Below are 26618 nucleotides of genomic sequence, written 5' to 3'. Positions count from 1 at the left end.
GGGCCTACATCTAGGCCTGGGCGAGAAGCCCGAACTGCAGCGTGCCGGAGTCGTCGATGCCCGCGTCGAGCGTCATCGTGTCGAGCTTGGTGGCGGAGTCCTCGTCGAGGTAGACGGTCGCACCGTCCTGTTCGACCACCTTGTCGCCGGGTTCGGCCTGGTCGGCAGCGGACACGGCGAAGCCGGCCTCGGCCTGGGTGATGCGCAGTCCCGCGGAGTCCGGGACGTCGGGGGCGTCGGTCATCTGCTTGACGATCGTGCAGGCGTTCTCGGTGAGGGTGAGCATGGCTTGCCTTCTCGGTTCGAGGTCAGAGACCTTTCCCACCGTTGCAGGTGCCCGCACCTCGTTCAAGGGCGCCGGGCGTGTCGGCCCAGCGCGCGCACCGCACCGACCGCCGCATAGCTCCCGGTCAGCGCCGTCACCAGCACCATCGCGCGCGGGCTGCTGTCGCGTCGTACCAGGTGCCCCAGGCCGGTCACCGTGTCGGACACGTCGATGCCGAGCCCCAGCAGGTGCAGGCGGTCGCGCTCAGCCCTTCCGCCGAGGAGGTACGCCGCCCCGAGGGCGATCGCGCGGGCACCGTAGATCCGGGTCAGGTACGCCACCTCCGGGGTCGGCGTGATCCCGAACGTGCGGCTGGTCGTGCCGGGCGCGGCGAGCGCCGCCGCCCCCAGTCCGATTCGCCCCCACGCCAGGACGTCCAGGCTCGATGTCATGCGGCCATCGTCCGACCGGTCGCGGCCGCTGCCCATGACCTGGGAGGTCATGACTGTCCGTAGCGGGTACTAGGGTCCGTGGAGAAGTGTGCAGGAGGCGCGGCGACGATGTTGTTCGAGAGTGACGGTCTCGAGGAGACCGAGCAGTTCCTGAGCGAGAACTACGCGCCCATGCGGATCGGGAGCACCACGACCACCGCGTCGACCCGGATCGCGCGGGCCGCCGCCCCAGCGATCAGCGTGGACCGCGTCGACCTCGGGTTCGTCATGTCCTACGAGGTCGAGCCGCTGCAGATGATCAGCCTGTGCGACGTCGCGTCCGGCACCGTCGAGGACCACGGACCGGAGCGCACGACGGCCGAGAGCTTCGGCGCCGGCGAGCTGTTCTCGCTCGCGCCACCGCAGCGCGCCTACGGCGGCACGATCAACCGGGCGAGCTACACGGTGACCATGCTCGACCCGTCGGTCCTGGCCCAGGTGGCCTCCCCGGCGCCCGGTCACGACACGGTCGAGCTCACCGGCCACCGTCCGGTCGACGCGGCCGCCGCACGTCGGGTCCGGGCCGCCATCGACCACCTCGACAACGTCGTACTGTCCGACCCGGACGCAGTGGCCAGCCCGCTGGTGCTCGGGACGGCGACGCGCTACCTCGCGGCCCAGCTGCTCGAGGCGTTCTCGAACACCTCGGTCGCCGGTCCGAGCCTCGCCGACAGTCGCGACGCCCACCCGGCCGCCGTACGCCGGGCGATCGCCTTCATCGACGCGAACGCCGATCTCGACCTCTCTCCGGTCGAGATCGCGGCGGCCGCCCACGTGAGCGTCCGGTCGCTGCAGCTGGCCTTCCGGCGTCACCTGGACACCACGCCGATGACGTACCTGCGCGACGTCCGCCTCGCCCGGGCGCACCGCGACCTCGCCGCCGCGGGTTCGGGTGACGGCGCGAGCGTGACGGACATCGCGCTGCGGTGGGGGTTCACGCACCAGGGCAGGTTCGGGCAGGCCTACCGGCGTGCGTACGACGAGACGCCCGGCGCCACGCGTCGCCGGGGGTGACCAGCTCCGTGCCCGGGTTCGCTGGACGGCCACGGAGACTGGCGCGCAGCGGATATCGGACGGACCAGCCGGTGCCTAGCGTGGAGGGATGCAGCAATCCCCCTCGAGCGGCTGCGGGAGTGCTGCGCCGGCGCCGGACCCCCGCGTGGTCGCCGCGCGTCTCGTCCCCCACGGCCGGACGGCCGGCAGTCCACAGCAGGTGCGGCGTCTGGAGTGCCTGTCCTGCGGCACGACCACCGAGCACGTCCGGGGGCCGGTCACGCTCGCTCCGGACGGCTCGGTCCTCGTGCAGTGGTGGGCCTGCCGGGAGTGTCCCGACGGCAAGACGGTCGGCTGACCGGTGACCCGCCGCCCCACGAGGGGCCACAGCGTTCCCTTCGGCTCCCTGACGATCAGCTACGACGAGCGGGTGCTGGCGCCGCGGGCATGGACGCAGACCCAGGCGCTGTGGGCCCACGACCTGCTGTCCGTCGTACCACCCGGACCCGTGCTCGAGCTCTGCAGCGGCGTGGGCCACCTCGGCCTGCTGGCCGTGCACGGCACCGACCGCCGCCTCGTGTGCGTGGACGTGGACCCGGTGGCCTGTGCCTACGCCCGCCTCAACGCGGAGTCGGCGGGCCGCGCGGCGCTGGTCGACGTGCGCACCGTGTCGCTGGAGGAGTTCAGCTCCGACGAGGTGTTCGCGCTGGTCGTCGCCGACCCGCCCTGGGTGCGCAGCGAGCTCGTCGGGTGCTTCCCCGCGGACCCGGTCCTGGCGATCGACGGCGGTGCCGACGGGCTGGACCGGGCACGAGACTGCGTGCGGCTGATCGAGCGCCATCTCCATCCCGACGGAGCCGCCCTGCTCCAGCTCGGCTCGTACGCCGAGGCCGAGGCACTCGGCGCCGAGCTCCCCGACACCCTCACCGTGGTCGCCAGCGAGGCGGAGCCGGGCCGCGGCCTGGTCGTGCAGCTCGTCCGCCCGCAGTGAGCCCACGTAGCGGAAAAAAGGGGTGCCGATTCCGTGTCTGCGCGCAGCCTTTGCTACGGTTTCCCAGCACTCGTCCGGGTGGCGGAATTGGCAGACGCGCTAGCTTGAGGTGCTAGTGCCCGTATTAGGGCGTGGGGGTTCAAGTCCCCCCTCGGACACCAGACAGAACGGCGGCCCCAGGGCCGCCGTTCTGCATTTCATGCATCGCGCCGACCGGCCGACCACCGGTGGTGTAGACCGGTCTGATGGGTGACCACGGGCCAGGGACGCCGGCGACGACCGGCGAGACGCTGTGGACGATCGGGCACTGGACGTGTCCGGAAGCGGCGTTCCTCGAACCGCTGCTCGCGGAGCAGGTGGACCTGGTGGTCGACGTTCGAGCCTTGCCGGGGTCCCGTCGGAGTCCGCAGTTCGACGGTGACGCCATGCCGGGGTGGCTGGGCGAGGCCGGCATCGACTACCTCCGGGTGCCTGAGCTGGCCGGGCGCCGCCGGCGCCAGGACGTCGATCCGGCCCTCAACGCCGGGTGGCGCAACCAGAGCTTCCACAACTACGCCGACTACACGCTCACCGCACCCTACGCACAGGGACGCGCGGAGCTCGAGGAGCTGGCGCGTGCCCGGAACGCGGTCCTGCTCTGCGGGGAGCCGATGCCGTGGCGCTGTCACCGGCTGCTCATCGCGAACGACGTCGTCGCACGCGGCTGGACGGTGTGGCACCTCAGCGTCGGCCAGGCGCCACGACGTCACGTGCTGGGCCGGTGGGGTGCGGAGCCGGAGGTGGGCCCCGACCGTACGGTGACCTATCCCGCCGCGTAGTCACACCCGCGGCGCGCACTCGGTCACGGTGCGTTCGCCGTGGTACTGGCCGTGGCGGCCTGCGTGGCGGCCTGCGTGGCGGCTCCTGACGGGGAGGGCGTCGTGCCGTCGGCCCCCGGGCTCGACGCGGGGGCCCCGGGACCTGCCGGGTCCGAGGACGCCGACGTGGGCGCTTCTGACGGCAGCGGACCGGGAGTCGGTGTCGAGGTCGGTGTCGAGGTCGGTGTCGGGATGGGTCCGGGCGACGACTCCCTGCGCGGGGTCCTGGTCGGGCGGGGAGTCGCGTCATTCCCCGGACTCTCACCGACCGCGGGTGTCGGAGGGTCAGCCGCCGGGGCGTCGACGCCCAGGCCCGCCAGCAGCGCACGCGCCGCGGCGAGGATGTCCCTCGCCGCTGCCGCGTCGAGGTCCCCGGCAGCGCGTGCGCGCCGGACCTCGGCGATGAGCTGGAGCAGCGCCTCCTGTGCCGCCGGGTAGTGCCGCGCGGCCATCGCGTGATCGACCTTGCTCAGCGACGCGCGGAGCGCAGGCACGTCGTCCGCGGCAGAGGTCCGCTGCGCCGCCCCGCAGCCCGCGACGCCGAGTGCAGGCAGGAGGACGAGGGCGGCGGCGGCGAGCGCGACTCGGATGCGCCGGCTCACTGCGGCTCCTCGATGGCGTCGTGGAGGTCCTGCAAGGGTGCCTGATACTGCTCCGGAACGCCCGCGGGAACGTCCGTGCGGCCGTAGGTGGGCGCTGGGTCGCGCGACGTCACGACGAGCACCAGGGCGGTGAGGGCCAACGCGACCAGCAGCGCGGCAGCCAGGAGCCAGCGGCGTCGGTGGCGGGACGCGGGCTCGCCGGGACGCGGCACGGCCATCGGCTGGGTGCTCTCGCTCGGTTCAGGGGCGGGCGGCACCAGGTCGTTCGCGACCGCGGCCAGCGCCGAGGCGACGTCCTCGGCGGTCGGCCTGGCGTCGGGGTCACGGGCGGTCATCGCCTGCAGCAGGTCTCGCCAGGCGCGTGGTAGCGACGCCGGGAGCGCCGGCTGGGTGCAGAGCCGGCGTACGGCTGACTCGAGCGGCGGACCTGGGAACGCCCGTTCCCCGGTGAGTGCTTCGAGCAGCACGAGGCCCAGGGAGTAGACGTCCGCCGCCGGAGTGATGGCCTCGCCCGCGGCCTGCTCGGGCGCGAGGTAGGCCGGAGAGCCGACCGTCTCGCCGGACCGGGTGTGCTGCTCGAGGTCGCCGGCGAGGCGTGCGATCCCGAAGTCGGCCAGCAGCGCCCGCGAGTCGGCGCACAGCAGCACATTGCTCGGCTTGACGTCGCGATGCGTGACCCCCTGCTCATGGGCGTAGGCGAGCGCTGCGGCGAGCTGTGTCCCGATCTCAGCGACCGTCCTCGGCGGCAGGGCTCCCGCGCTGAGCTGGCCGGCGAGGGTCGGCCCTTCGGCCAGAGTCATCACGAGATAGGGCCGGTCGGACCGGATGCCGGCATCGAGCAGCGTGACCAGTCCGGGGTGGTTGAGTCCTGCGAGCAGCTGGGCCTCGGCGACGAACCGTGCCCGGAGCACGGGATCCTCGACCTCGCGCAGGACCTTCACGGCCACCTCGCGCTTCAACACGTCGTCGAAGGCGCGGAAGACGTCGGACATCCCGCCGTGGCCCAGCTCGTCGAGCAGCCGGTAGCGGTCGTCGAGGACGGTGGCCGACTCGATACCCATGCTCAGGCAGTACCCGTGGCCGATCGCATCAGTATCGCGAACCCGGGCGGGGCCGGAAGGGACGAGGCGGCTACCTGCGTGCGCTCGACGCCTGACGGCGCGGCGTGCGCCCGGTCCACCGCCGGTGGGCCACGACCAGGCTCGACGCCTCGGCGTACCCGAGTCGCCGCGCGACCTCGTCCAGCAGCAGCCCGTCGGCGAGCAGGTCCTCGGCGGCCACGGCGCGGACGTCGTCGAGCACGGTGCGGTACGACGTCCCCGCGGCGGCCAGGCGGCGGCGCAACGAGCGCTCGCTGAGCCCGAGGGCGGAGGCGACGTCGGCCATCGGGGCGCCCGCCTCGAGGTGCTGGGCGACGAGGATCCTGACCTGCCCGGTGAAGGCGTCGCGGCCGCGACGCGGTGAGACGAGGTCGCGGCACAGGGCCTCGGCGAGTGCGCAGGCGTGGGTGTTGGCCTGGGGGAGCGGGTGGGCCAGCCAGGTGCTCGCGAAGCGGAGCTCGCCGCCGGCCGGATCGCCGGTGGCGACGAGGCCTCGCGGGTTGCCGCAGATCTCCCGCAGCACCGTCCAGATCGCGGTCAGGTCTCGCTCGACCAGGAACCGGCGGACGTCGTCGGGGACACCACGGTGGTCGACGCGCACGACCACCTCGTCGTCCTCGACGCTCGCCGACGGGATCGTGAACGTGAAGCTGAGGTCGATGAAGCGCAGCGCCAGGTTGGCGGCGTCCCCGAGTGTCGGGCTGCTCAGCAGGGCGAAGCCGAGCGGACCGAACGTGGAGGCGTGGTAGGCCGCACCGACCTGCCCGCCGGTCACGCCAGGAGCGGCGGCGAGCAGGTTGCGGACCACCCGGAGCTCCTGGTCCGCGGTCACCTCGCGCTGCGGGTCGGCGACGTCACGCGCGCCCAGGCCGCTGCCGCGCAGCAGCGCCGTCACCGGTGCGCCGGCCGCCGCGCCGACCGTCACGAGCAGTGCCGTCCCGGCGACGTGACGCGGGAACTGCCAGTCACGGGCCGCGGCCGGCTCGAAGGACGTGGAGATCATGGCCGGAATTATGGATCTCCTGGCCGGACGTCGCTGGCAGCGGTCCACCTCCGGTTCCTAGCGTGGGCTCATGGCCCATCCCTCCGTGATCGTCATCGGCGCCGGCTTCGGCGGTCTCGCCGCTGCCCACCACCTCCGCGAGGCGGGCGTCAGCGACGTCACGGTCCTGGAGCGCGCCGACGACGTCGGTGGGGTGTGGCGGGAGAACACCTACCCGGGGGCGGCGTGCGACGTGCCGTCGGTGCTCTACTCGTGGTCCTTCGCGCGCAAGCACGACTGGTCGCACCGCTACGCCCGCCAGCCCGAGATCCTCGACTACCTCCGTTCCCACGCCGTTGCCAGCGGCCTGCGCGAGCTGGTCCGCACCGGCGCGGAGGTGACCGGCGCGGCGTGGGACGACGTCGGGCGGCAGTGGACGGTCCGCCTGGCCGGTGGAGAGGAGCTGCGCGCCGACGTCCTCGTCTCCGCGGTCGGCCAGCTCTCGCGTCCCTCGATCCCGGCCCTCCCGGGCCTCGGGAGCTTCACGGGCCCGTCCTTCCACACGGCGACCTGGGACCACGGGGTCGACCTCACCGGACAGCGCGTCGCGATCGTCGGCACCGGCGCGAGCGCGATCCAGGTGGTGCCCGCGATCGTCGACCGGGTCGCCTCGCTGAGCGTGTTCCAGCGCTCGGCGCCGTACGTCGTCCCGAAGCCCGACGGTCCGTACTCGCCCCGGCAGCAGCGCCGGTTCGCGGCGCACCCGCGGCTGCACCGCCTCACCAGGCAGGGGGTGTTCCATCTGTCCGAGCAGCTGAACCGGACCCTCGACTCCGACGGCCGTCTGGTCGGCGTGCTGCACAAGGCGTGGCAGCTGCACCTGCGCCGCCAGGTGCGCGACCCCGCCCTCCGGGCGCGGCTGGTGCCGGACTACCCGCTGGGCTGCAAGCGGCTGCTCTTCTCCAACGACTGGTACCCAGCCCTCACCCGCCCCCACGTGGACGTGGTCGCCGACCGGATCGAGGCCGTCGAGTCCCGCGGCATCAGGACCGCCGACGGCAGGCTGCACGAGGCCGACGTCATCGTCTTCGGCACCGGCTTCGCTGCCACCGAGTTCCTGGCTCCCATGGACATCCGCGGACGGAGCGGCCGCCTGCTCGCCGACGCATGGCAGGGCGGCGCCCGCGCCCACCTCGGCATCACCGTCCCCGGCTTCCCCAGCTTCTTCGTCCTCTACGGCCCCAACACCAACCTCGGCGGCAGCTCGATCATCGGGATGCTCGAGGCGCAGGCCGGGTATGTCGCGCAGGCGGTCACCTCCCTCGGGCGACACGGCCCGGTCGAGGTCCGGGAGGACCGCGCGACGGCGTACGACACCGAGATGCAGCGCCGGCTGGCCGAGAGCGTGTGGAGCTCGTGCACGAGCTGGTACCGCGACCCGAGCGGCCGGATCACGACCAACTGGCCCGGCACGGTGCGCGAGTACCAGCAGCGCACCGCCCGCCTGGACCCCGGAGACTTCCGCGCCGACCTCCCTGCCCAGGAAGGAGCGACCCGATGACCCACTACGACGTCGTGGTGGTCGGCTCCGGCTTCGGCGGCAGCGTCACCGCGCTCCGGCTGGCCGAGAAGGGCTACCGCGTCGGCGTGCTCGAGGCCGGCCGGCGCTTCTCCGACGACGAGCTCCCGACCACCTCGTGGAAGGTGCGCGACTACGTGTTCAACCCGGCGCTCGGCTGCTACGGCCTGCTCCGGATGACACTGCTCAAGGACGTCCTCGTGCTCACCGGGGCGGGGGTGGGCGGCGGGTCGCTGGTCTACGCGAACACGCTCTACGAGCCGCCGCGCGCGTTCTTCGACGACCCGCACTGGGCCGGGATCACGGACTGGGCCGACGAGCTGGCGCCGTACTACGACCAGGCGCGGCGGATGCTCGGCGTGACGCCGTACCCGCGGCGCTCGCCCTCCGACCTGGTGATGAAGGCCGTCGCACAGGACCTCGGCGTCGGCGACAGCTTCCGGCCGACGCCGGTCGGCGTGCTCTTCGGAGAGAGCCCGGGCGAGCGGGTCGCCGACCCGTTCTTCGGCGGCGCCGGCCCCGAGCGCACCACCTGCACCGACTGCGGCGCCTGCATGACGGGCTGCCGGGTCGGCGCCAAGAACACGACCGTCAAGAACTACCTGCACCTCGCCGAGGCCGCGGGCGCGGTCGTGCACCCGATGACGACGGTGAGCGATGTCCGGCCGCGCCCGGGTGGTGGGTACGACGTCACGACCCGCCGCACCGAGGGCAAGGTGCGCCGCGGCCGGCGCACCTTCACCGCCGACCAGGTGGTGTTCGCCGCGGCCTCGCTCGGGACCCAGCGCCTGCTGCACCGGCTCCGCGACGGCGGCAGCCTGCCCGCGCTCTCCCCGCGTCTCGGCGAGCTCACCCGCACCAACTCCGAGGCGATCCTCGGCGTCCGGGCCCGCGGCGACGAGGTCGACTACTCGCGCGGCGTGGCGATCACGTCCTCGCTGCACGTCGACGACCACACCCACGTCGAACCGGTCCGCTACGGCCGGGGCAGCAACCTGCTCGGGCTGCTGATGGCCACGCTCACCGACGTGCCCGCCGACGGCCGCAACCGTGCCCTCGCCGGCCTGCGGGAGATGTGGCGCCGGCGGCGTGACCTGCCCCGGCTGCACGACCCGCGCGGCTGGTCCGAGCAGACCATCGTGCTGCTGGTGATGCAGAGCCTCGACAACTCGCTGACGACGTACCTGCGCCGTCGCCCGTGGGGCCGGACCCTCACCACCCGGCAGGGGACCGGCGCCGCGAACCCGGTCTGGATCCCGCAGGGCCACGACGTCGCACGCAAGGTCGCCGAGGAGGTCGACGGCATCCCGGGCGGCACCTGGGCCGACCTCGTCAACGTCCCCGCGACCGGCCACCTCATCGGCGGCTGCCCGATCGGCGAGTCCGCGACGAGCGGTGTGGTGGACCCGTACCACCGCGTGCACGGGTACGACGGCCTCCACGTGATCGACGGGTCCACCGTCGCGGCCAACCTCGGTGTCAACCCGTCCCTGACCATCACGGCCATGGCCGAGCGGGCCGTCGCGATGTGGCCGAACAAGGGCGAGGCCGACCCACGGCCGGCGGCGGGATCGTCGTACCGCCGGGTCGAACCGGTCGCACCGCACCGTCCGCAGGTGCCCTCGGACGCCCCGGCGGCCTACCGGGTCTCCTAGCATCGCTGCGTGAGCGCGTACCTGTCCTTCGTGGTGTTCGCGGCCCTGCTGGCCACCGCACCCGGTCCCGACACCTTCCTGACCCTGCGGGCGACCGTCGTCGGCGGCCGCGCCCGCGGCGTCGCCACCGCGACGGGCATCACCGCCGCAGGAGCGCTGCAGGGCGTGCTCGCCGCGACCGGGCTCGGGGCGGTGCTGGCGCACGCCGAGCCGGTGTTCCTCGCGGTCCGCTGGGCCGGCGTGGCCTACCTGGTGTGGCTCGGCGTCAATGCGCTGCGCGACGCGCTGCGTCGCGACGGCAGCGTGTGGTCGGTGGGCGAGGGGACGGGCGTGGTCCGTGCCCGTACGGCGTTCCGGCAGGGCTTCGTCTGCAACATCACCAACCCCAAGGTGCTCGCCTTCAACCTCGCGGTGCTGCCGCAGTTCGTCGGCACCGACCAGGGCATCCCGGTGCTGCTGGCCTACGCGCTCACGCTGGTCGTGATCGGCGCGATCGTGCTGCTGGCCGTGGTGTGGATCGCCGGCAAGGCCGCCTCCGCGCTCACCCGGCCGTCCTTCCGGCGCAGCGTGGACGGCGCGACCGGCGTCGTGATGCTCGGGTTCGCGACGGCGCTGGCGGTCGAGGCATGAGCGACCCCGCCACCGAAGGGACCGACCGGTCCGGCCGTGCGATCGCGGCCGCCGAGGCGCTGGGCCTCGCGTTCGAGGTCACCCGGCACGGGCCGGTGGGGTCGCTGGAGGAGGCCGCCGCGGTGCGCGGGATCGAGCCGCGCCAGATCGTGAAGACCATGGTCGTCCGGGTGGCCGAGGGCGATCATCGGTTCGTGCTGGTGCCCGGCGACCGGGAGATCTCCTGGCCGCTGCTGCGCGCCCTGCTCGGCGTCAGCCGGCTCTCGATGCCCTCGGCCGACGCCGCCCGCGAGGTCACCGGCTACGTCCGCGGCACGATCACGCCCCTCGGTGCGCTGAGCGCGCTGCCCGTGATCGCCGACAGCCGGGTCACCGGGCCGGTGTCGATCGGCGGTGGCGGGTACGGCGTCGCGCTCACCGTCGACGGCGACGCGCTCGTGGCGGCGCTCGGCGCCACCGTCGCCGACGTCACGTCGCCGGGTGGACCTCGACCTGGGTCCCGCTGAGGTCGTACTCCACGTAGGCGGTCTGGTTGAACTCGTTGCTCGCGTATGCCGAGATCCACGCCGGCGTCTCGTCCTCGGGATCCGGCTTCTCGATGATCAGGTAGCAGTTCGTCGCGTCCTCGACCAGCTTCCGCACCTGCGGGCACAGGCCGTCGAGGACGAGGCTGTCGACCGTGGCCAGGTCGAACGACTCCTCGTCGCCGGTGGTCTTCGACGGCTCGTTCAGCTCGCCGTCCCAGTAGTAGTCGAGCTGGCGCTCGTCGGCCGGGTCGTCGGGCTTGTACGGCGTCGCGACGCTCGCGTACTCCGGGTAGATGACCGCGCGCCGCACGAGGGTCGAGCCGCGCTCCTCCTGCAACGCGGCCACCAGCGCGTCGAAGCCCTTGTCGGTCTGCGGCCGGCCCGCGGCAGGGGCGTCCTCGCTGCCCGCGATCGCGAAGACCGCCGCCGTACCGAGCGCGACGACCACCCCGCCGACCGCGATCAGCAGCCCGACGGGATGGATCCGCTGCTTGCGCACCGTCCGCTCCTCGAGGCTGCGGACCCGCTTCGGCTGCTTCGGCGGCGTGTACGGCTTGTGCGTGGGCGGCTGCGCGGGCGCACCATCCGGGTCGGGAGTGTCGTCGGGGCGGTACTGCTTCCACTTGCGAGGGGCCACGGCAGAACGCTAGTGGGAAGGCGCGTGCAACGATGGCCGCATGGCCGAATCGACGACCCCCACGCCGGTGCCCGAGCACGATGTCGCCGCCGAGGTCGTCGACCTGTGTCGTGACCTGATCCGGATCGACACCTCCAACTACGGCGGTGGCGAGAGCACCGGCGAGAGGAAGGCCGCCGAGCACGTCGCGGCGCTGCTCGACGAGGTCGGGATCGCCGCCGAGGTGATCGAGACGAAGCCGGGCCGCGCGAACGTCGTGGCCCGCTGGGGCGGCGCCGGATCCCGGGCCACGGCCGAGCGGGGCGCGCTGCTTCTGCACGGCCACCTGGACGTCGTGCCCGCGGCGGCGGAGGACTGGGCCGTGCACCCGTTCAGTGGCGAGGTGCACGACGGCTACGTCTGGGGACGCGGCGCGGTCGACATGAAGGACTTCGACGCGATGCTGCTCTCGGTCGTCCGCGCCCGCCAGCGCGCCGGACGCGCACCCGAGCGCGAGGTGGTGCTCTGCTTCACCGCCGACGAGGAGGCCGGTGGCCACGAGGGCGCCCAGCTGCTCGTCGAGAACCACGCCGAGTGGTTCGAGGGCTGCACCGAGGCGGTCGGCGAGGTCGGCGGGTTCAGTACGACGGTTCGCGGCCGCCGCCTCTACCTGATCGAGGCGGCCGAGAAGGGCATGGCCTGGATGCGCCTGAGCGCCCGTGGCCGCGCCGGCCACGGCTCGATGATGAACGACGACAACGCGGTCACCCGGCTCGCCTCCGCGGTCGCGCGGATTGGCGCCCACGACTGGCCGGTGCGGCTCACGCCCACCATGCAGACCCTGCTCGCCACGGTCGGCGAGCTCGCCGGGGTCGAGGCGACGCCGGAGAACGCGCCGGCGTTGGTCGAGGAGTTCGGCGGCGCCGCGCGGATGCTCGGCGCGGTGCTGCGCAACTCGACCAACCCGACCATGCTCGAGGCCGGCTACAAGGTCAACGTCATCCCCACCGACGCGACCGCCCACGTCGACGGCCGCTTCCTCCCGGGCTTCGAGGACGAGTTCTTCGCGACCCTGGCCGAGCTGACCGGCGAGGGCGTCGACATCGACTTCGTCTCGCGGCAGGCGCCCTGGGAGACGCCGTACGACGGCGAGCTGGTCGACGCGATGACCCGCAGCCTGCTGGCGGAGGACCCCGAGGCCCTGGTGGCGCCGTACCTGATGAGCGGCGGTACCGACGCCAAGCACTTCTCCAAGCTCGGCATGCGCTCCTTCGGGTTCGCCCCGCTGCGGCTCCCCGACGACCTCGACTTCACCGCCCTCTTCCACGGCGTGGACGAGCGGGTCCCGGTCGACGCGCTGGAGTTCGGGGCGCGGGTGATGGACCGGTTCCTCGACCAGGCCTGAGGCAAAGACTCGCTCAGCCGCCTCAACCCGGCCCGGGCTCGGCCGATCCTCCCTCTGAGCCGTCCGAGCGGACGGGAGAGGGGAGTGGCACCGTGGCTCGCACCGCGATCGCGCCGACCGGCGTGGAGAAGACCTTCCACCCGGACCAGATCATCGTGTCCAAGACCGACCGTCAGGGACGGCTGACCTACGTCAACGACCTGTTCGTGGAGATCAGCGGCTACCCGGAGGCCGAGCTGGTCGGCAAGCCGCACAACGTCATCCGGCACCCCGACATGCCCCGGAGCGTGTTCTGGCTGCTGTGGGACCGGATCGGGGCCGGCCAGGAGATCTTCGCCTACGTCATGAACCTCAGTGCGGACGGCAGCCACTACTGGGTGCTCGCCCACGTCACCCCGACCTTCGACGCGACCGGCTCGATCGTCGGCTACCACTCGAACCGGCGTACGGCGGACGCCACCGCGCTGGCCGCGGTGACCGCGCTCTACCAGCGCCTGGTCACCGAGGAGCGCCGCCACCCGAACGCCCGCGATGCCGTCGAAGCGGGCTGTCGCCTGCTCGAACAGGAGCTCGCCGAGGCCGGTGCGTCCTACGACGAGTGGGTCTGGTCCCTCAACAACGGCCCGGTCCAGGCGGTGGCCGCATGACCGCCGTCCTGGCCCCGGAGAGCGTGGGCAACGAGGAGGTCGACGCGCTGCGCGAGGAGCTCGTGCGCTGCCGGGCCGCCCTCACGGCCGTCACCGCCGTGTGCCGCTCGGCCGCCGCCGGGGACCTCGAGCCGCGGGTCCCGGTCCTCGGCGACGACCCCGAGCTGGACGCCGCCCGGTCCGCGGTCAACGACCTGCTCGACCGCACCGACGCCTACGTGCGGGAGTCGTCGGCGTCCCTGGAGTTCGCCGCGGAGGGCAGGTTCTACCGCCGGTTCCTGGTGCGCGGCATGCTCGGCTCGTTCAAGGCCGGGGCCGTCACGATCAACACCGCGATCGGCGCGATGGCCCAGGCCAACGAGCAGCTCGCCACCCAGGAGCGGCAGCGCCTCGAGCTCGCGGACGGCTTCGAGGAGGCCGTGCTCGGCCTCTCCGACCAGGTGGCTGCGGCCGCCGCCGAGATGGAGGCGTCCTCGCGCACCCTGGCCGCCAACGCCGAGGGTACGGCGGTCCGCGCGGCCCAGGTCTCCGAGAACTCCCACACCGCCGCCGATGCCGTCACCGTCGCCGCGGCCGCCGTCGAGCAGCTCGTGAGCACGGTGCGGGCGATCGAGGAGCAGGCCAGCCAGTCCAACGTGGCCGGTGTCCGCGCGGTCGAGGAGACCGAGCAGGTGATGACGACCGTGCAGAGCCTCTCGACGGCCTCGCAGGAGATCGGCGACGTGGTCGGCGTGATCAGCCAGGTCGCCAGCCAGACCCGGCTCCTGGCACTCAACGCGACCATCGAGGCCGCCCGCGCGGGCGAGTACGGCAAGGGATTCGCGGTCGTCGCCTCCGAGGTCAAGACGCTCGCGTCCGAGACCGCCGACGCGACCAGCCTGATCGAGCAGCAGGTGCACGCGATCCAGGCGGCCGCCGGGGCTGCGGTGACCGCGATCGAGACGATCGGGGCCGCCGTCCGCGGGATGGGGGACAACGTCGGCACCATCGCCGGCGCCGTCGGCGAGCAGCGGCACGCCGCGGCCGAGCTGAGCCGAACGACCTCCGAGGCCGCGGGCGCGGTGTCCGGGGTCAACGAGGACGTGACCGCGATCGAGGAGGCGACCATCGCGACCAGCACCGGCGCCACCGAGATGACCGGGGCCTCGCTGGAGCTCTCGCGCCTCTCGGCGGACCTGCGCACCCACGTGGCGGGCTTCCTCCAGCAGATCCGCTGACCTGCCGGGGGGAGTCAGGCCGTGCGGACGGCCCGGATGATCTTGCGCCGCAGCACCACGCGGCGCCGGCCGTCCGGGCCGATCTGCACCCGGTCGAGCTCCCAGCCGCCGTGCTCGGCGCGCTCGACGAGCAGCTTGGCGACCATGTTGCGGGAGAACGCGCGGTCGAAGGTGATCCGCTCGAACTCCCACTCCACGCCGCGGCCCAGGCCGCGCATCACGCCGGGACGGAGCAGCGAGACGTTCATGCGGCACCTCCGGAGACGTCGTCGAGAGCGGCCCTGATCTCGGGAGGCAGGGCCTTCGCCTCCGAGCCGAGGGCCCCCGCGAGCTGGGCGGCGGTCCGGGCGCCGACGACCGGCGCGGTGACGCCGGGGGAGTCGCGCACCCAGACCAGGGCGACCTCGAGCGGGGTCCAGCCGAGACCGTCGGCAGCGCGGGCCACGGCCTCGACGATGCCGCGGCTGTGGTCGTCGAGGTAGGCGTCGACGAAACCGGCGAACACGGGGGAGGCGGCGCGGGAGTCGGACGGCGTGCCCGTGCGGTACTTGCCGGTCAGCACCCCGCGCCCCAGCGGCGACCACGGGAACAGGCCCAGTCCGAGTGCCTCGACCGCGGGCAGCACCTCCCGCTCGACGCGCCGGTTGACCAGGGAGTACTCCATCTGGGTCGAGGCGATCCGCGCCCGCCCCGCGGCGGCCTCCTGCAGGGTCACCGCCCGGGCGGTCTGCCAGCCGTTGAAGTTCGAGATCCCGACGTACGTCGCCCGCCCGCTCGACACCGCGAGGTCGAGCGCCCCCAGCGTCTCCTCGAGCGGCACGTCGTCGCTCCAGATGTGGACCTGCCACAGGTCGACGTGGTCGGTGCCGAGGCGCTTGAGCGAGGTGTCGAGGCCGCGGAGCATGGCGCCGCGCGAGGTGTCGGTGACCCGGTCCGAGCCGCGCCGCCAGATGCCGGCCTTCGTGGCGAGCACGACCTCGTCGCGGCGCACGACGTCGCCGAGCAGCGACCCGAGCAGGGCCTCCGAGCGACCGTCGGTGTAGCCCGCGGCGGTGTCGATCGTCGTACCGCCGGCCTCGACGAACGCGGTCAGCTGGTCGCGCGCCTCGTGCTCGTCGGTGTCCTTGCCCCACGTCATCGTGCCGAGGGCGAGGCGCGACACCTGGAGGCCGCTGGCGCCGACGTACCGCTGCTGCATGGGGCACAACGTATCCGGCCGGCGCAGCGCGGCGCGCCGGGCACGCCGATGATGGACCCGACCAGGCACTCCCTAGGATGGCCCCTCGTGGCGGACTTCCTGCAGGCAGTGTTCCTCGGCGTGCTCCAGGGGCTGACCGAGTTCCTCCCGATCTCCAGCAGCGCGCACCTGCGGATCTTCCCGGAGCTGTTCGGCTGGGGCGACCCCGGCGCGGCGTTCACCGCGGTGATCCAGATCGGCACCGAGCTCGCCGTCCTCGTGTACTTCCGCAAGGACATCTGGCGCATCGCCAGGGCGTGGGTCCTGTCGCTCTTCAAGCCGGAGTACCGCGGCGCCGTGGATGCCCGGATGGGCTGGTACATCATCGTCGGCTCGCTGCCGATCGTGATCCTCGGCGTGCTGTTGAAGGACGTCATCGAGCGCGACTTCCGCAACCTGTGGATCATCGGGTGCACCCTGATCGTCCTCGGCCTGGTCCTCGGCCTCGCCGACCGGGTCGGCAGGAACGAGAAGGCGATCAAGCAGATGTCGCTGCGCGACGCGGCGCTCATGGGTGGGGCCCAGGCGCTGGCCCTGATCCCGGGCGTCTCCCGATCCGGCGCCACCCTCTCGATGGGTCGCTTCCTCGGCTACGAGCGCGAGGCGGCGACCCGCTTCGCCTTCCTGCTCGCCATCCCCGCCGTCGTCGGCGCGGGCGTCTTCGAGCTCAAGGAGATCGGGAACGTCGGCGTCGCGCACTCGGGGGAGGCCAGCTATGGCTGGGGGCCGACGATCGTGGCGACGGTCATCTCGTTCGTCGTCGGGTACGCCGCCATCGCGTGGCTGCTGAAGTGGGTCACCACCAAGTCGTACACGCCGTTCGTGGTCTACCGGGTCGTGCTGGGCGCCGCCGTCCTCGTGCTGCTGGCCACCGGGGTGCTGACGGCCTGAGGGGCGCGCCAACTGGTCTGACCACCTGCGGTTTGGTCCCAAACCGCAGGTCGACGGCCTGAATTGTTGCGGTTTGGTCCCAAACCGCAACAACCTACGGCCTCAGAACCAGCCGGACCTCTTGAACAGGACCCACAGCCCGGCCACCGTCGAGGCCATCAGCAACAGCGCGAACGGGTAGCCGAAGGTCCAGGCCAGCTCGGGCATGTGCCTGAAGTTCATGCCGTAGACCCCGGCGATGAGCGTCGGTACGACGACCAGCGCCGCGCCCGCCGAGATCCGGCGCATGTCGTCGTTCTGCTGCATGGCGATGCGGGACACGTGGGCGTCGAACGCGGAGGACAGCAGCGAGTCGAGGGTGTCGATCTCCTCGGCGGCCTGGGCGAGGTGATCGCTGACGTCGCGGAAGAACGGCGCCGCCTCGGCCTCGACGAGGTCGACGGTCCCGGTGGCGAATCGACGCATCGGCTCGCGCAGGGGGAGCACCGCCCGGCGTACCTCGGACAGCTCGCGCTTGAGCACGTAGATCCGGTCGCCGTCCTGGGTGCGCCTGTCGGAGAAGACCGAGGCCTCGACCTCGTCGACGTCGGTCTGCAGCTCGGCGACCACCGAGGTGTAGCCGTCGACGACGGCGTCGCACACGGCGTAGATCACCGCTGACGGCCCGTGGTCGAGAACGGCCTGCTTCTTCTCGAGGTCGTGCCGGGCGTCGCTGAGCGCCGAGCCGCGGCCGTGGCGGACCGTGATCACGAAGTCCGCGCCGATGAACACGTTGATCTCGCCGGTCTCGACGGCGTCGTCCTCGTCGACATACCAGAGCGTCTTGAGGACCAGGAACAGGTTGTTCTCGTAGCGCTCCAGCTTGGGCCGCTGATGCGCGACCACCGCGTCCTCCACCGCGAGCGGGTGGAGGTCGAAGGCCTTGGCGATCTCGCCGAGCTCGATGTGGCTCGGCTCGTAGAGCCCGACCCAGACGAAGTCGTGCTCGGCGTTCGCCGCGGCGCGCAGCGCGGCGTAGTCGTGGAGATGGCAGTCCACCGGGACGCGGACACCGTGCCGGTACACAGCGCTGTCGACGATCACGCTCCCACGCTAGTGGCTAGGCTCCCCGGCATGGCGACACTGCTGCTGGTCCGGCACGGCCGGACCACCGCGAACGCGTCCGGGCTCCTCGCCGGGCGTACGCCGGGCGTCCGGCTCGACGACCTCGGCTCCGAGCAGGCGGCCCGGGCGGGCGCCCGGATCGGCTCGGTCCCGGTCGTCGCACTCGTGACCAGCCCGCAGGAGCGGTGCAAGCAGACCGCGAAGGCGATCGGCGACGCGCAGCGCGCGAGTGGCCACGCCACCACGAGGGCGGTCACGGAGAAGGCGCTCGCCGAGTGCGACTACGGCGAGTGGCAGGGCCGGCCGATCAAGGAGCTGCTGCGCGAGCCGCTGTGGACGACCGTGCAGCGCCAGCCGTCCGCGGCGGTGTTCCCCGGCGGCGAGTCGATGGTCGCGATGCAGCACCGCGCGGTGGCCGCCGTACGACGCCTCGACGCCGCCGTCACCGAGCAGCACGGGGCCGACGCGGTCTGGGTGGCCGTCAGCCACGGCGACATCATCAAGTCCGTGCTCGCCGACGCCCTCGGCATGCACCTCGACCTGTTCCAGCGGATCAACGTCGACCCGGCCTCGGTGTCGGTCATCCGTTACGCACCCGACCGCCCCTACGTCCTCGCCACCAACACCCACGACGGCGACCTGTCCTGGCTGGCGCCCAGGCCCGGCCGCAAGCGTCGCGGGAAGGCCACGGGCGCGGTCGTCGGCGGCGGCGCCGGACCCGGCCCGGTCGACCACTAGGCTCGGGGCATGCCGATCGTCCACGGATTCGACCCGCCCGAGCGCTTCGTCGCCGGCACCGTCGGCGAGCCCGGCAGCCGCACCTTCTTCCTGCAGGCCCGCGCCGGCACCCGGCTGGTCTCGGTGGCGCTGGAGAAGCAGCAGGTCATCGCGCTGGCCGAGCGGATCGACGAGCTGCTCGACGAGGTGATCGCCGACGGGCGCACCCAGGGCGTCGTGCCTGCGATGGCGCCGTTCGGGCTGGCCGACGACCAGCCGCTCGAGCTGCCCATCGAGGAGGAGTTCCGCGCCGGCACCATGACCCTGTCGTGGGACCCCGAGGACGAGCGGGTCGTGGTCGAGGTGTTCCCGGTCGGCGAGGAGCCGGTGGAGCTCACCGACGGCGAGGACCCCGCCGAGCTGCTCCTGGTCCGCCTCGAGCCCGGGCAGGCCCGGGCGTTCGTACGACGCGCCGAGCACGTCGTCGGGGCCGGGCGCCCGACCTGCCCGTTCTGCGGCCAGCCGATCGACCCCGACGGCCACCTGTGCGTGCGCGCCAACGGCTTCAGGCGGCGCGAGCCCACCGCTGAGCAGTGACCCTGGAGATCCGCGGCCGGATCATGCCGGCGTCCAACGCGACCTTCCTGGCCGAGCTCGACGGGCGCGAGGTCGTCTACAAGCCGGTCGCGGGGGAACGGCCGCTGTGGGACTTCCCGGACGGCACCCTGGCCGACCGCGAGGTGGGCGCCTACCTGGTCTCCGAGGCGACCGGCTGGGACCTGGTCCCGCGCACCTGGTGGGGCGAGGGACCGCACGGCCCCGGCATGGTCCAGGAGTGGCAGGAGGTCGACCCCGACGACGAGGCGGTCACGCTCGTCCGCTCCGGGGCCGCTCCGGACGGCTGGCTCGAGGTGGTCGAGGGACTCGACGACCGCGACCGTCCGGTCACCCTGGTCCACGAGGACTCGCTCGCGCTGCGGCGGCTCGCGGTCTACGACGTGCTGATCAACAACGCCGACCGCAAGGGCGGCCACGTGCTCGCGATGACCGGCGGCCACCGCTACGGCGTCGACCACGGCGTCGCCTTCCACCACGAGGCCAAGCTCCGCACCGTCCTGTGGGGTTGGGCCGGCTCGCCGCTGACCGCGGAGGAGACCGAGGTCGTCACCCTGGTCCTGGCCGCCGTCCGCGGCGAGCTGGGCGAGCGGCTGGGGACGCACCTCGCGGAGCACGAGATCCGCGCGCTGGAGCGTCGTACCGAACGACTGCTGGCCGCCGGCGTCCTGCCCGGGCCCTCGGGGAGCTGGCCGGCGATCCCGTGGCCGCCGTTCTAGAGGCAACCCCTAACATCAAGGCATGCGCGCATGGAACGCCCCGGGTCTCCCGGTGCTCCCGGTCACCGGCCCCCAGGTCGTCCTCCACGACACCGCCACCGGCGGCAAGGTCGAGAGCCGTCCCGACGGCGCCGCGCGCCTCTACGTCTGCGGGATCACGCCGTACGACGCCACGCACATCGGCCACGCCAACACCTACGTCGCCTTCGACCTGCTCAACCGTGCCTGGCGCACGGCGGGCCACGACGTCACCTACGTGCAGAACGTCACCGACGTCGATGACCCGCTGCTCGAGCGCGCCGACAAGGTCGGGGTCGACTGGGTCGAGCTCGCCGAGCGCGAGACCGAGCTGTTCCGCAAAGACATGGAGGCGCTGCGCGTCCTCCCGCCGGTCGCGTACGTCGGCGCCGTCGAGTCCATCCCGCTGGTGATCGCGCTGATCGAGCGCCTCGAGGCCGCCGGCTCGATCTACCGCGTCGACCAGGACCTCTATTTCTCCGTCGCCGCCGACCCCGCCTTCGGCCAGGAGTCCAACTACGACCGCGAGACGATGCTGCGCTTCTTCGCCGAGCGCGGCGGCGACCCGGACCGCGACGGCAAGAAGGACCCTCTCGACTGTGTCGTGTGGCGTGGTGAGCGCGAGGGGGAGCCCGCCTGGGAGAGCCCCTTCGGCCGCGGCCGGCCCGGCTGGCACATCGAGTGCGCCGCGATCGCGCTCGAGCACCTCGGCGGCGCCTTCGAGGTCCAGGCCGGCGGCAGCGACCTGGTCTTCCCGCACCACGAGATGTGCGCGGGCCACGTCCAGGTCGCGACCGGTGAGCCCTTCGCCAAGGTCTACAGCCACGCCGGGATGGTCGCCTACGACGGCGAGAAGATGTCCAAGTCGCTCGGCAACCTGGTCTTCGTCTCCGCGCTGCGCAACAGCGACATCGACCCGATGGCCATCCGCCTCGCGCTGCTGCGCCACCACTACCGCACCGACTGGGAGTGGACCGACGCCCACCTGTGGCAGGCCGTCGACGACGTCGCCGCCTGGCGCCGTGCGCTCGCCCTGGGTGCCGGTGCTCCGGCGGGTCCGGTCGTCGAGGAGGTCCTCGCCGCCCTCGCCGACGACCTCGACGCGCCCCGGGCGACCGCCGCCGTCGACGCCTGGGTCGCCGCCACGCTCGGCACGGACGGACTCGCCGACACCAGCGACGCCGAGGCGGCCGTCGTACTGCTGCCGGTGCTGGACGCCGCCCTCGGGCTCGCGCTGTAGTCTCGCTCCGCTGGTCAGACCAGTCGTCGATCGGGCAGAGACTGCACGTCCTCAGCGCGAAATGTTGCGGTTTGGGACCAAACCGCAACATTCGGAGCGCCCCGAGCCTGGCTAGGAGTCCTCACCCCGCCGCTTGAGGTACCGCTCGAACTCCCGCGCGATCGCCTCACCCGAGGCCTCGGGCAGGTCGGCGGTGTCCCGCGACTCCTCGAGCGAGCGGACGTAGTCGGCGATGTCCTCGTCCTCCTCGGCCAGCTCGTCGACCCCGCGCTCCCAGGCCCGCGCCTCGTCGGGCAGGTCGCCCAGCGGCATCCGGATCTCCAGCAGGTCCTCGAGGCGGGTGAGCAGTGCCAGCGTCGCCTTCGGGCACGGCGGCTGGGCGACGTAGTGGGGGACGGCGGCCCAGTAGGACACCGCCGGGATGTCGACCCGGGCGCAGGCGTCCTGGAGGACGCCGACGATGCCGGTCGGGCCCTCGTAGGTCGACTGCTCGAGGACCAGCCGGTCCATCAGGTCGGCCTCGGTGGTGGACCCCGAGACGGGGATGGGCCGGGTGTGAGGGCTGTCGGAGAGCAGGGCGCCCAAGGTCACGAACAGCTCGCCGCCGAGGTCGTCGATGGCGGCCAGGATCTCGGCGGTGAACGCGCGCCAGCGCATGTTGGGCTCGATCCCGCGGATCAGGATCACGTCGCGGTCCAGGTCCGGGGGAGAGGCGACCGCGATGTGGGTGCTGGGCCAGGTCAGCTTGCGGAAGCCGTTGTCGTCGATGCCGACGGTGGGCCGGTTGACCTGGAAGTCGTAGTAGTCCTCCGGGTCGATCGCCGCCACGACCCGAGCGTCCCAGGCCCTCATCAGGTGGTCCACGACCGCGGTCGCGGACTCGGCGGCGTCGTTCCAGCCCTCGAAGGCAGCGATCACCACGGGCCGGACCAGCTCGGGGACCGTCTCGATCTCCATCACTCCACCAGCCTAGTCACGAGAACATGGGTAACATCGGCATCAGCCGAGAGGCGTTGCAACGGACACCAGTCCGCCACGCTCGGCGAAAGCTGCAAGGACGCCTTCCGACACTGGAAGGACCACCCGTGACCGCCTTCGAGCAGAATCTGCGCCCCGACTGCACCGAGGCGCTGACTCGTGCCCTCTCCGAGCGCATCCTGATCATCGACGGGGCCATGGGCACGGCGATCCAGCGCGACCGTCCCGACGAGGCCGGCTACCGCGGTGAGCGCTTCAAGGACTGGGCCACCGACGTCCAGGGCAACAACGAGCTCCTCACGCTCACGCAGCCCGACATCATCACCGGCATCCACCGCGAGTACCTCGAGGCCGGCGCCGACATCATCGAGACCAACACCTTCAGTGCCAACCAGGTCTCGATGGCCGACTACGACATGGCCGAGCTGTCGTTCGAGCTCAACTACGAGTCGGCGCGGCTGGCCCGCGCGGCCTGCGACGACTTCGCGAGCCCCGAGAAGCCGCGGTACGTCGCCGGCGCGATCGGCCCCACGACGCGCACCGCCACGATCTCGCCCGACGTCAACGATCCCGGCGCGCGCAACATCACCTACGACCAGCTCGTGGAGGCGTACCTCGAGGCGGCCAACGGCCTCGTCGACGGCGGCTCCGACATCCTGCTGATCGAGACGATCTTCGACTCGCTCAACGCCAAGGCCGCGATCTTCGCCGTCGAGACGCTCTTCGAGGAGCGTGGACGCCGTTGGCCGGTGATCATCTCGGGCACGATCACCGACGCGTCCGGCCGCACCCTGTCCGGTCAGACGACCGAGGCCTTCTGGAACGCGATGCGGCACGTGAAGCCGGTCGCCGTCGGCCTGAACTGCGCGCTCGGCGCCCCGGAGATGCGGCCCTACCTGGCCGAGATGTCACGGATCGCGGACACGTACGTGTCGGCGTACCCGAACGCAGGCCTGCCCAACGCCTTCGGAGAGTACGACGAGAGCCCCGAGCGGCAGGCGTCCTACATCGCCGAGTTCGCCGACGCCGGCCTGGTCAACATCGTGGGCGGCTGCTGCGGCACGACGCCCGCCCACATCGCCGAGATCGCCAAGGCGGTCGAGGGCAAGTCGCGACGCCCGGTCGCCGAGGTCGAGGTCGCCACCCGCCTTTCCGGCCTGGAGCCGCTGAACATCACCGAGGACTCGCTCTTCGTGAACATCGGCGAGCGCACCAACATCACCGGCTCGGCGCGCTTCCGGAACCTGATCAAGGCTGAGGACTACGACACCGCCCTGTCGGTCGCCCTGCAGCAGGTCGAGGTCGGGGCGCAGGTCATCGACATCAACATGGACGAGGGCATGATCGACGGCGTCGCCGCGATGGACCGGTTCACCCGGCTGATCGCCGCCGAGCCCGACATCAGCCGCGTCCCGGTGATGATCGACTCCTCGAAGTGGGAGGTCATCGAGGCCGGCCTGAAGAACGTCCAGGGAAAGCCGATCGTCAACTCGATCTCCCTGAAGGAGGGCGAGGAGAAGTTCGTCCGCGAGGCGCGCCTGTGCCGCAAGTACGGCGCAGCGGTCGTCGTGATGGCCTTCGACGAGGCAGGGCAGGCTGACGACCTCGAGCGGCGCAAGGAGATCTGCGGCCGTGCCTACCGGATCCTGACCGAGGAGGTCGGCTTCCCGGCCGAGGACATCATCTTCGACCCCAACTGCTTCGCGCTCGCCACGGGCATCGAGGAGCACGCCACCTACGGCATCGACTTCATCGAGGCCTGCGCGTGGATCAAGGAGAACCTGCCCGGCGTCCACATCTCCGGCGGCATCTCCAACGTGTCCTTCTCGTTCCGGGGCAACAACCCGGTGCGTGAGGCGATCCACGCCGTCTTCCTGTTCCACGCCATCAAGGCCGGCCTCGACATGGGCATCGTCAACGCCGGTGCGCTGGTCGTCTACGACGAGATCGACCCGGAGCTGCGCGAGCGGATCGAGGACGTCGTCCTCAACCGTCGCGAGGACGCGGCCGAGCGCCTGCTGGAGATCGCCGAACGCTTCAACACCAAGGGCGACGACCTCGACCCGGTGGCCGCCGAGTGGCGCAGCCTGCCCGTCCGCGAGCGCATCACGCACGCCCTGGTCAAGGGCATCGACGCCGACGTCGAGGCCGACACCGAGGAGCTGCGCGCGGAGATCGCGGCCGGCGGCGGTCGCCCGATCGAGGTGATCGAGGGCCCGCTGATGGACGGCATGAACGTCGTCGGCGACCTGTTCGGCGCCGGCAAGATGTTCCTGCCGCAGGTCGTGAAGTCGGCGCGGGTGATGAAGAAGGCGGTGGCCTACCTGCTGCCCTTCATCGAGGCCGAGAAGCAGCCCGGTGACGCCGAGTCGACCAACGGCACCATCGTGATGGCGACCGTCAAGGGCGACGTCCACGACATCGGCAAGAACATCGTCGGCGTGGTGCTGCAGTGCAACAACTACACGGTGATCGACCTCGGCGTCATGGTCCCTGCGCAGAAGATCCTCGACGCGGCCAAGGAGCACGGCGCGGACATCATCGGCCTGTCCGGGCTGATCACCCCCTCGCTCGACGAGATGGTCAACTTCGCCGTGGAGATGGAGCGCCAGGGCCTCGAGATCCCGCTGCTGATCGGTGGCGCCACGACATCGCGGGCGCACACGGCCGTCAAGGTGGCGCCGCGTCGTACCGGCCCCGTGGTGTGGGTCAAGGACGCCTCCCGCTCGGTGCCGGTGGCGGCTGCACTGCTCTCGGACGAGCAGCGTCCCGCGCTGCTCGAGGCGACCGAGGCTGACTACGCGGCGCTCCGTGAGCGCCACGCGCAGAAGCAGGAGCGCCCGACGATCACGCTGGAGAAGGCGCGCGCCAACCGCACGCCGATCGACTGGGAAGGCTACGTCCCGCCAGTCCCGACTCAGCAGGGCGTGCGGGTCTTCAACGACTACGACCTGAGCGAACTGCGCGAGTACATCGACTGGCAGCCCTTCTTCAACGCTTGGGAGATGAAGGGCAAGTTCCCCGACATCCTCAACAACCCCGCCTCGGGCGAGGCGGCGCGCAAGCTGTACGACGACGCGCAGGCCATGCTCGACCAGCTCATCAAGGAGAAGTGGCTCACCGCCAACGGCGTGATCGGCTTCTTCCCGGCGAACGCGGTCGGTGACGACATCGAGGTGTACGCCGACGAGTCGCGCACGACGGTGATCCAGACATTGCGCAACCTGCGCCAGCAGGGGGAGCACCGCGAGGGCATCCCGAACCGGTCCCTGGGCGACTTCGTCGCGCCGAACGACACCGGGCTGACCGACTACGTCGGCGGCTTCGCCGTCACTGCGGGGCTCGGCAGCCAGGCCAAGATCATGGAGTTCAAGGCGGCTCTCGACGATTACAGCGCGATCCTCCTGGAGTCCGTCGCCGACCGGCTCGCCGAGGCCTTCGCCGAGCGGATGCACGAGCGGGTCCGCAAGGAGTTCTGGGGCTACCAGCCCGACGAGGACCTCGACAACGACGCTCTCATCGGCGAGCGGTACGTCGGCATCCGCCCGGCACCCGGCTACCCGGCCTGCCCCGAGCACACCGAGAAGGAGACGCTCTTCGCGCTGCTCGACGCCACGGCGAACACCGGCATCGAGCTCACCGAGTCGATGGCCATGTGGCCCGGCGCGGCGGTCAGCGGCTGGTACTTCTCCCACCCGCAGTCGCAGTACTTCGTCGTGGGGCGGCTCGCCCAGGACCAGGTCGCCGACTACGCCACCCGCAAGGGCTGGACGCTGAAGGAGGCCGAGCGCTGGCTCGGCTCGAACCTCGGCTACAACCCCGAGGACTGAGCCGACGGCTCACGCCGCCGCACCGTGCGTGACGGCGGCCGCCGCGATCGCCAGGTAGACGCCCGCGACGGGCAGCCGCCGCAGCGCGGGGTGCCGTGGAGTCCGGCGCGGCCGGCGCCGGAGCCGCTGGCCCAGGGCGCCGGCCACGACGGCGTACGCGAGGTCGACCGCGAGGGCGACCACGACGGTGACCAGGCCGAGGGCGAGCACCTCCGCCTGGGCGGCCGGGCCGCTCGCGCCGCGGGTCAGGAACTGGGGGAGGAAGGCCAGGAAGAACAAGGCGACCTTCGGGTTGAGCAGGTTCATCAGCAGGCCGTCGCGGTACACCCGACCGAGCCGGGCCGGGCCGTCCGGATCCGCGGTGGCATCGCCGTGCCGGCGCCGGGTCAGCTCCCGGGCGGCCAGGTACACGAGGTACGCCGCGCCGAGGTAGCGGATCACGGTGAAGGCGGTCGGGCTCGCGGCGATCAACGCGGACAGTCCGAGCGCGGTGGCGGCGGCGTAAACCGCCGTGCCGGTCTCGACGCCGAGAACCGAGACCACGCCGGCCCGCGTGCCGTGGGCGAGGCTGCGGGTCGTGATGTAGATCATGTTCGGGCCGGGCATGCCGACCAGGACGACGGACGCGGCCGCGAAGGCCAGCAGCTGGGTGGGTTCGAGGGCGGGACTCACGGGGTGCTCCGTTCGGGTGGCAAGGGCTCGGACTGCTGCC

At 72.2% G+C, this 26618-nt stretch carries 28 protein-coding genes and 1 tRNA gene; 18 read left to right on the top strand and 11 right to left on the bottom strand.

Going from position 1 to position 26618, the window contains the following annotated elements; genetic code table 11:
- Positions 1-10 precede the first annotated feature (10 nt).
- Positions 11-286: a Fe-S cluster assembly protein HesB gene (locus QI633_RS13520; RefSeq protein WP_282426070.1), complete on the bottom strand. Its 276-nt coding sequence runs from the start codon at positions 284-286 to the stop codon at positions 11-13.
- 62 nt (positions 287-348) lie between these two features.
- Positions 349-717, bottom strand: a complete 369-nt coding sequence (locus tag QI633_RS13515; RefSeq protein ID WP_282426069.1) for a DUF4267 domain-containing protein — start codon at positions 715-717, stop codon at positions 349-351.
- Between the two features lie 108 nt (positions 718-825).
- Here QI633_RS13515 and QI633_RS13510 point away from each other — a divergent pair, with 108 nt between their 5' ends.
- From QI633_RS13510 to QI633_RS13490, 5 genes are all read left to right on the top strand, one after another.
- On the top strand, positions 826-1770 hold the full coding sequence (locus tag QI633_RS13510; RefSeq protein WP_141798718.1) for a helix-turn-helix domain-containing protein: 945 nt from the start codon (positions 826-828) through the stop codon (positions 1768-1770).
- An 88-nt stretch (positions 1771-1858) separates the two neighbouring features.
- A complete protein-coding gene (locus QI633_RS13505) occupies positions 1859-2107 on the top strand; it encodes a hypothetical protein (protein ID WP_141798719.1) in 249 nt (82 codons plus the stop codon).
- A 3-nt stretch (positions 2108-2110) separates the two neighbouring features.
- Positions 2111-2740, top strand: coding sequence for a class I SAM-dependent methyltransferase (locus QI633_RS13500; protein ID WP_282426068.1), 630 nt, complete (start codon positions 2111-2113; stop codon positions 2738-2740).
- 72 nt (positions 2741-2812) lie between these two features.
- A tRNA-Leu gene (locus tag QI633_RS13495) sits at positions 2813-2901 on the top strand.
- 84 nt (positions 2902-2985) lie between these two features.
- A complete protein-coding gene (locus tag QI633_RS13490) occupies positions 2986-3558 on the top strand; it encodes a DUF488 domain-containing protein (protein WP_141798721.1) in 573 nt (190 codons plus the stop codon).
- Positions 3559-3581: 23 nt separating this feature from the next.
- On the opposite strand, the gene QI633_RS13485 is transcribed toward QI633_RS13490, so the two are convergent.
- From QI633_RS13485 to QI633_RS13475, 3 genes are all read right to left on the bottom strand, one after another.
- Positions 3582-4199 (bottom strand): hypothetical protein, encoded by a 618-nt coding sequence (locus QI633_RS13485; protein WP_282426067.1) that lies wholly within the window; start codon positions 4197-4199, stop codon positions 3582-3584.
- On the bottom strand, positions 4196-5260 hold the full coding sequence (locus QI633_RS13480; RefSeq protein WP_282426066.1) for a serine/threonine-protein kinase: 1065 nt from the start codon (positions 5258-5260) through the stop codon (positions 4196-4198). Before QI633_RS13480 ends, QI633_RS13485 begins: the two co-directional genes overlap by 4 nt.
- Before the next feature lie 70 nt (positions 5261-5330).
- Positions 5331-6302, bottom strand: a complete 972-nt coding sequence (locus tag QI633_RS13475) for an AraC family transcriptional regulator (protein WP_282426065.1) — start codon at positions 6300-6302, stop codon at positions 5331-5333.
- A 70-nt stretch (positions 6303-6372) separates the two neighbouring features.
- Here QI633_RS13475 and QI633_RS13470 point away from each other — a divergent pair, with 70 nt between their 5' ends.
- The 4 genes from QI633_RS13470 to QI633_RS13455 are packed head-to-tail and all read left to right on the top strand — an operon-like array spanning position 6373 to position 10651.
- Positions 6373-7842 (top strand): NAD(P)/FAD-dependent oxidoreductase, encoded by a 1470-nt coding sequence (locus QI633_RS13470; RefSeq protein ID WP_282426064.1) that lies wholly within the window; start codon positions 6373-6375, stop codon positions 7840-7842.
- Entirely contained in the window at positions 7839-9515 is a 1677-nt protein-coding gene (locus tag QI633_RS13465; RefSeq protein ID WP_282426063.1) for a GMC family oxidoreductase, read from the top strand. Before QI633_RS13470 ends, QI633_RS13465 begins: the two co-directional genes overlap by 4 nt.
- A gap of 9 nt (positions 9516-9524) precedes the next feature.
- Entirely contained in the window at positions 9525-10145 is a 621-nt protein-coding gene (locus QI633_RS13460; RefSeq protein ID WP_141798727.1) for a LysE family translocator, read from the top strand.
- Entirely contained in the window at positions 10142-10651 is a 510-nt protein-coding gene (locus QI633_RS13455; RefSeq protein ID WP_141798728.1) for a YbaK/EbsC family protein, read from the top strand. The genes QI633_RS13460 and QI633_RS13455 overlap by 4 nt, the downstream gene beginning before the upstream one ends.
- On the opposite strand, the gene QI633_RS13450 is transcribed toward QI633_RS13455, so the two are convergent.
- On the bottom strand, positions 10614-11309 hold the full coding sequence (locus QI633_RS13450; RefSeq protein WP_141798729.1) for a hypothetical protein: 696 nt from the start codon (positions 11307-11309) through the stop codon (positions 10614-10616). The two genes, QI633_RS13455 and QI633_RS13450, sit on opposite strands and share 38 nt — an antisense overlap.
- A 40-nt stretch (positions 11310-11349) precedes the next feature.
- Between QI633_RS13450 and QI633_RS13445 the strand changes: the two genes are divergently transcribed.
- The 3 genes from QI633_RS13445 to QI633_RS13435 all read left to right on the top strand — a co-directional run bounded on the left by QI633_RS13445 (position 11350) and on the right by QI633_RS13435 (position 14557).
- A complete protein-coding gene (locus QI633_RS13445) occupies positions 11350-12693 on the top strand; it encodes a M20/M25/M40 family metallo-hydrolase (protein WP_141798730.1) in 1344 nt (447 codons plus the stop codon).
- 92 nt (positions 12694-12785) lie between these two features.
- The gene (locus tag QI633_RS13440; RefSeq protein ID WP_282429275.1) at positions 12786-13340 is read left to right on the top strand and encodes a PAS domain-containing protein; all 555 of its coding nucleotides are present in this window, start codon (positions 12786-12788) and stop codon (positions 13338-13340) included.
- Positions 13337-14557, top strand: coding sequence for a methyl-accepting chemotaxis protein (locus tag QI633_RS13435; RefSeq protein WP_282429274.1), 1221 nt, complete (start codon positions 13337-13339; stop codon positions 14555-14557). Before QI633_RS13440 ends, QI633_RS13435 begins: the two co-directional genes overlap by 4 nt.
- A gap of 14 nt (positions 14558-14571) precedes the next feature.
- Here QI633_RS13435 and QI633_RS13430 read toward each other — a convergent pair whose 3' ends face one another.
- Both QI633_RS13430 and QI633_RS13425 read right to left on the bottom strand, forming a co-directional pair.
- A complete protein-coding gene (locus QI633_RS13430) occupies positions 14572-14754 on the bottom strand; it encodes a DUF5703 family protein (protein WP_174245278.1) in 183 nt (60 codons plus the stop codon).
- A gap of 47 nt (positions 14755-14801) precedes the next feature.
- Positions 14802-15755: an aldo/keto reductase gene (locus tag QI633_RS13425; protein WP_282429273.1), complete on the bottom strand. Its 954-nt coding sequence runs from the start codon at positions 15753-15755 to the stop codon at positions 14802-14804.
- A gap of 87 nt (positions 15756-15842) precedes the next feature.
- On the opposite strand from QI633_RS13425, the gene QI633_RS13420 reads away from it, so the two are divergent.
- A complete protein-coding gene (locus QI633_RS13420; RefSeq protein WP_260805962.1) occupies positions 15843-16685 on the top strand; it encodes an undecaprenyl-diphosphate phosphatase in 843 nt (280 codons plus the stop codon).
- 102 nt (positions 16686-16787) lie between these two features.
- Here the strand turns inward: QI633_RS13420 and corA are convergent, their stop codons facing one another.
- Positions 16788-17768 (bottom strand): magnesium/cobalt transporter CorA, encoded by a 981-nt coding sequence (corA, locus tag QI633_RS13415; protein ID WP_141798735.1) that lies wholly within the window; start codon positions 17766-17768, stop codon positions 16788-16790.
- 30 nt (positions 17769-17798) lie between these two features.
- On the opposite strand from corA, the gene QI633_RS13410 reads away from it, so the two are divergent.
- From QI633_RS13410 to mshC, 4 genes are read left to right on the top strand one after another with little or no spacing between them, the layout of a single operon-like run.
- Positions 17799-18527 carry a histidine phosphatase family protein gene (locus QI633_RS13410; protein ID WP_141798736.1) on the top strand — a complete coding sequence of 243 codons (729 nt, stop codon included), beginning with the start codon at positions 17799-17801 and terminating at the stop codon, positions 18525-18527.
- 9 nt (positions 18528-18536) lie between these two features.
- A complete protein-coding gene (locus tag QI633_RS13405; RefSeq protein ID WP_141798737.1) occupies positions 18537-19103 on the top strand; it encodes a DUF3090 domain-containing protein in 567 nt (188 codons plus the stop codon).
- The gene (locus QI633_RS13400) at positions 19100-19840 is read left to right on the top strand and encodes an SCO1664 family protein (RefSeq protein ID WP_260805963.1); all 741 of its coding nucleotides are present in this window, start codon (positions 19100-19102) and stop codon (positions 19838-19840) included. Before QI633_RS13405 ends, QI633_RS13400 begins: the two co-directional genes overlap by 4 nt.
- 22 nt (positions 19841-19862) lie before the next feature.
- Entirely contained in the window at positions 19863-21098 is a 1236-nt protein-coding gene (gene mshC, locus QI633_RS13395; protein ID WP_141798738.1) for a cysteine--1-D-myo-inosityl 2-amino-2-deoxy-alpha-D-glucopyranoside ligase, read from the top strand.
- A 111-nt stretch (positions 21099-21209) separates the two neighbouring features.
- Here the strand turns inward: mshC and QI633_RS13390 are convergent, their stop codons facing one another.
- A complete protein-coding gene (locus QI633_RS13390) occupies positions 21210-22058 on the bottom strand; it encodes a PAC2 family protein (RefSeq protein WP_141798739.1) in 849 nt (282 codons plus the stop codon).
- A gap of 146 nt (positions 22059-22204) precedes the next feature.
- Between QI633_RS13390 and metH the strand changes: the two genes are divergently transcribed.
- Positions 22205-25906 carry a methionine synthase gene (gene metH, locus QI633_RS13385; protein ID WP_349016732.1) on the top strand — a complete coding sequence of 1234 codons (3702 nt, stop codon included), beginning with the start codon at positions 22205-22207 and terminating at the stop codon, positions 25904-25906.
- 9 nt (positions 25907-25915) lie between these two features.
- Here metH and QI633_RS13380 read toward each other — a convergent pair whose 3' ends face one another.
- A complete protein-coding gene (locus QI633_RS13380) occupies positions 25916-26578 on the bottom strand; it encodes a LysE family translocator (RefSeq protein WP_282429271.1) in 663 nt (220 codons plus the stop codon).
- Positions 26579-26618: the final 40 nt, after the last annotated feature.

The sequence above is a fragment of the Nocardioides sp. QY071 genome, from assembly GCF_029961765.1.
Taxonomy (GTDB): domain Bacteria; phylum Actinomycetota; class Actinomycetes; order Propionibacteriales; family Nocardioidaceae; genus Nocardioides.
Note: the sequence above shows the minus strand (reverse complement) of the source record. Positions and strands in the feature narration are given on the sequence as shown.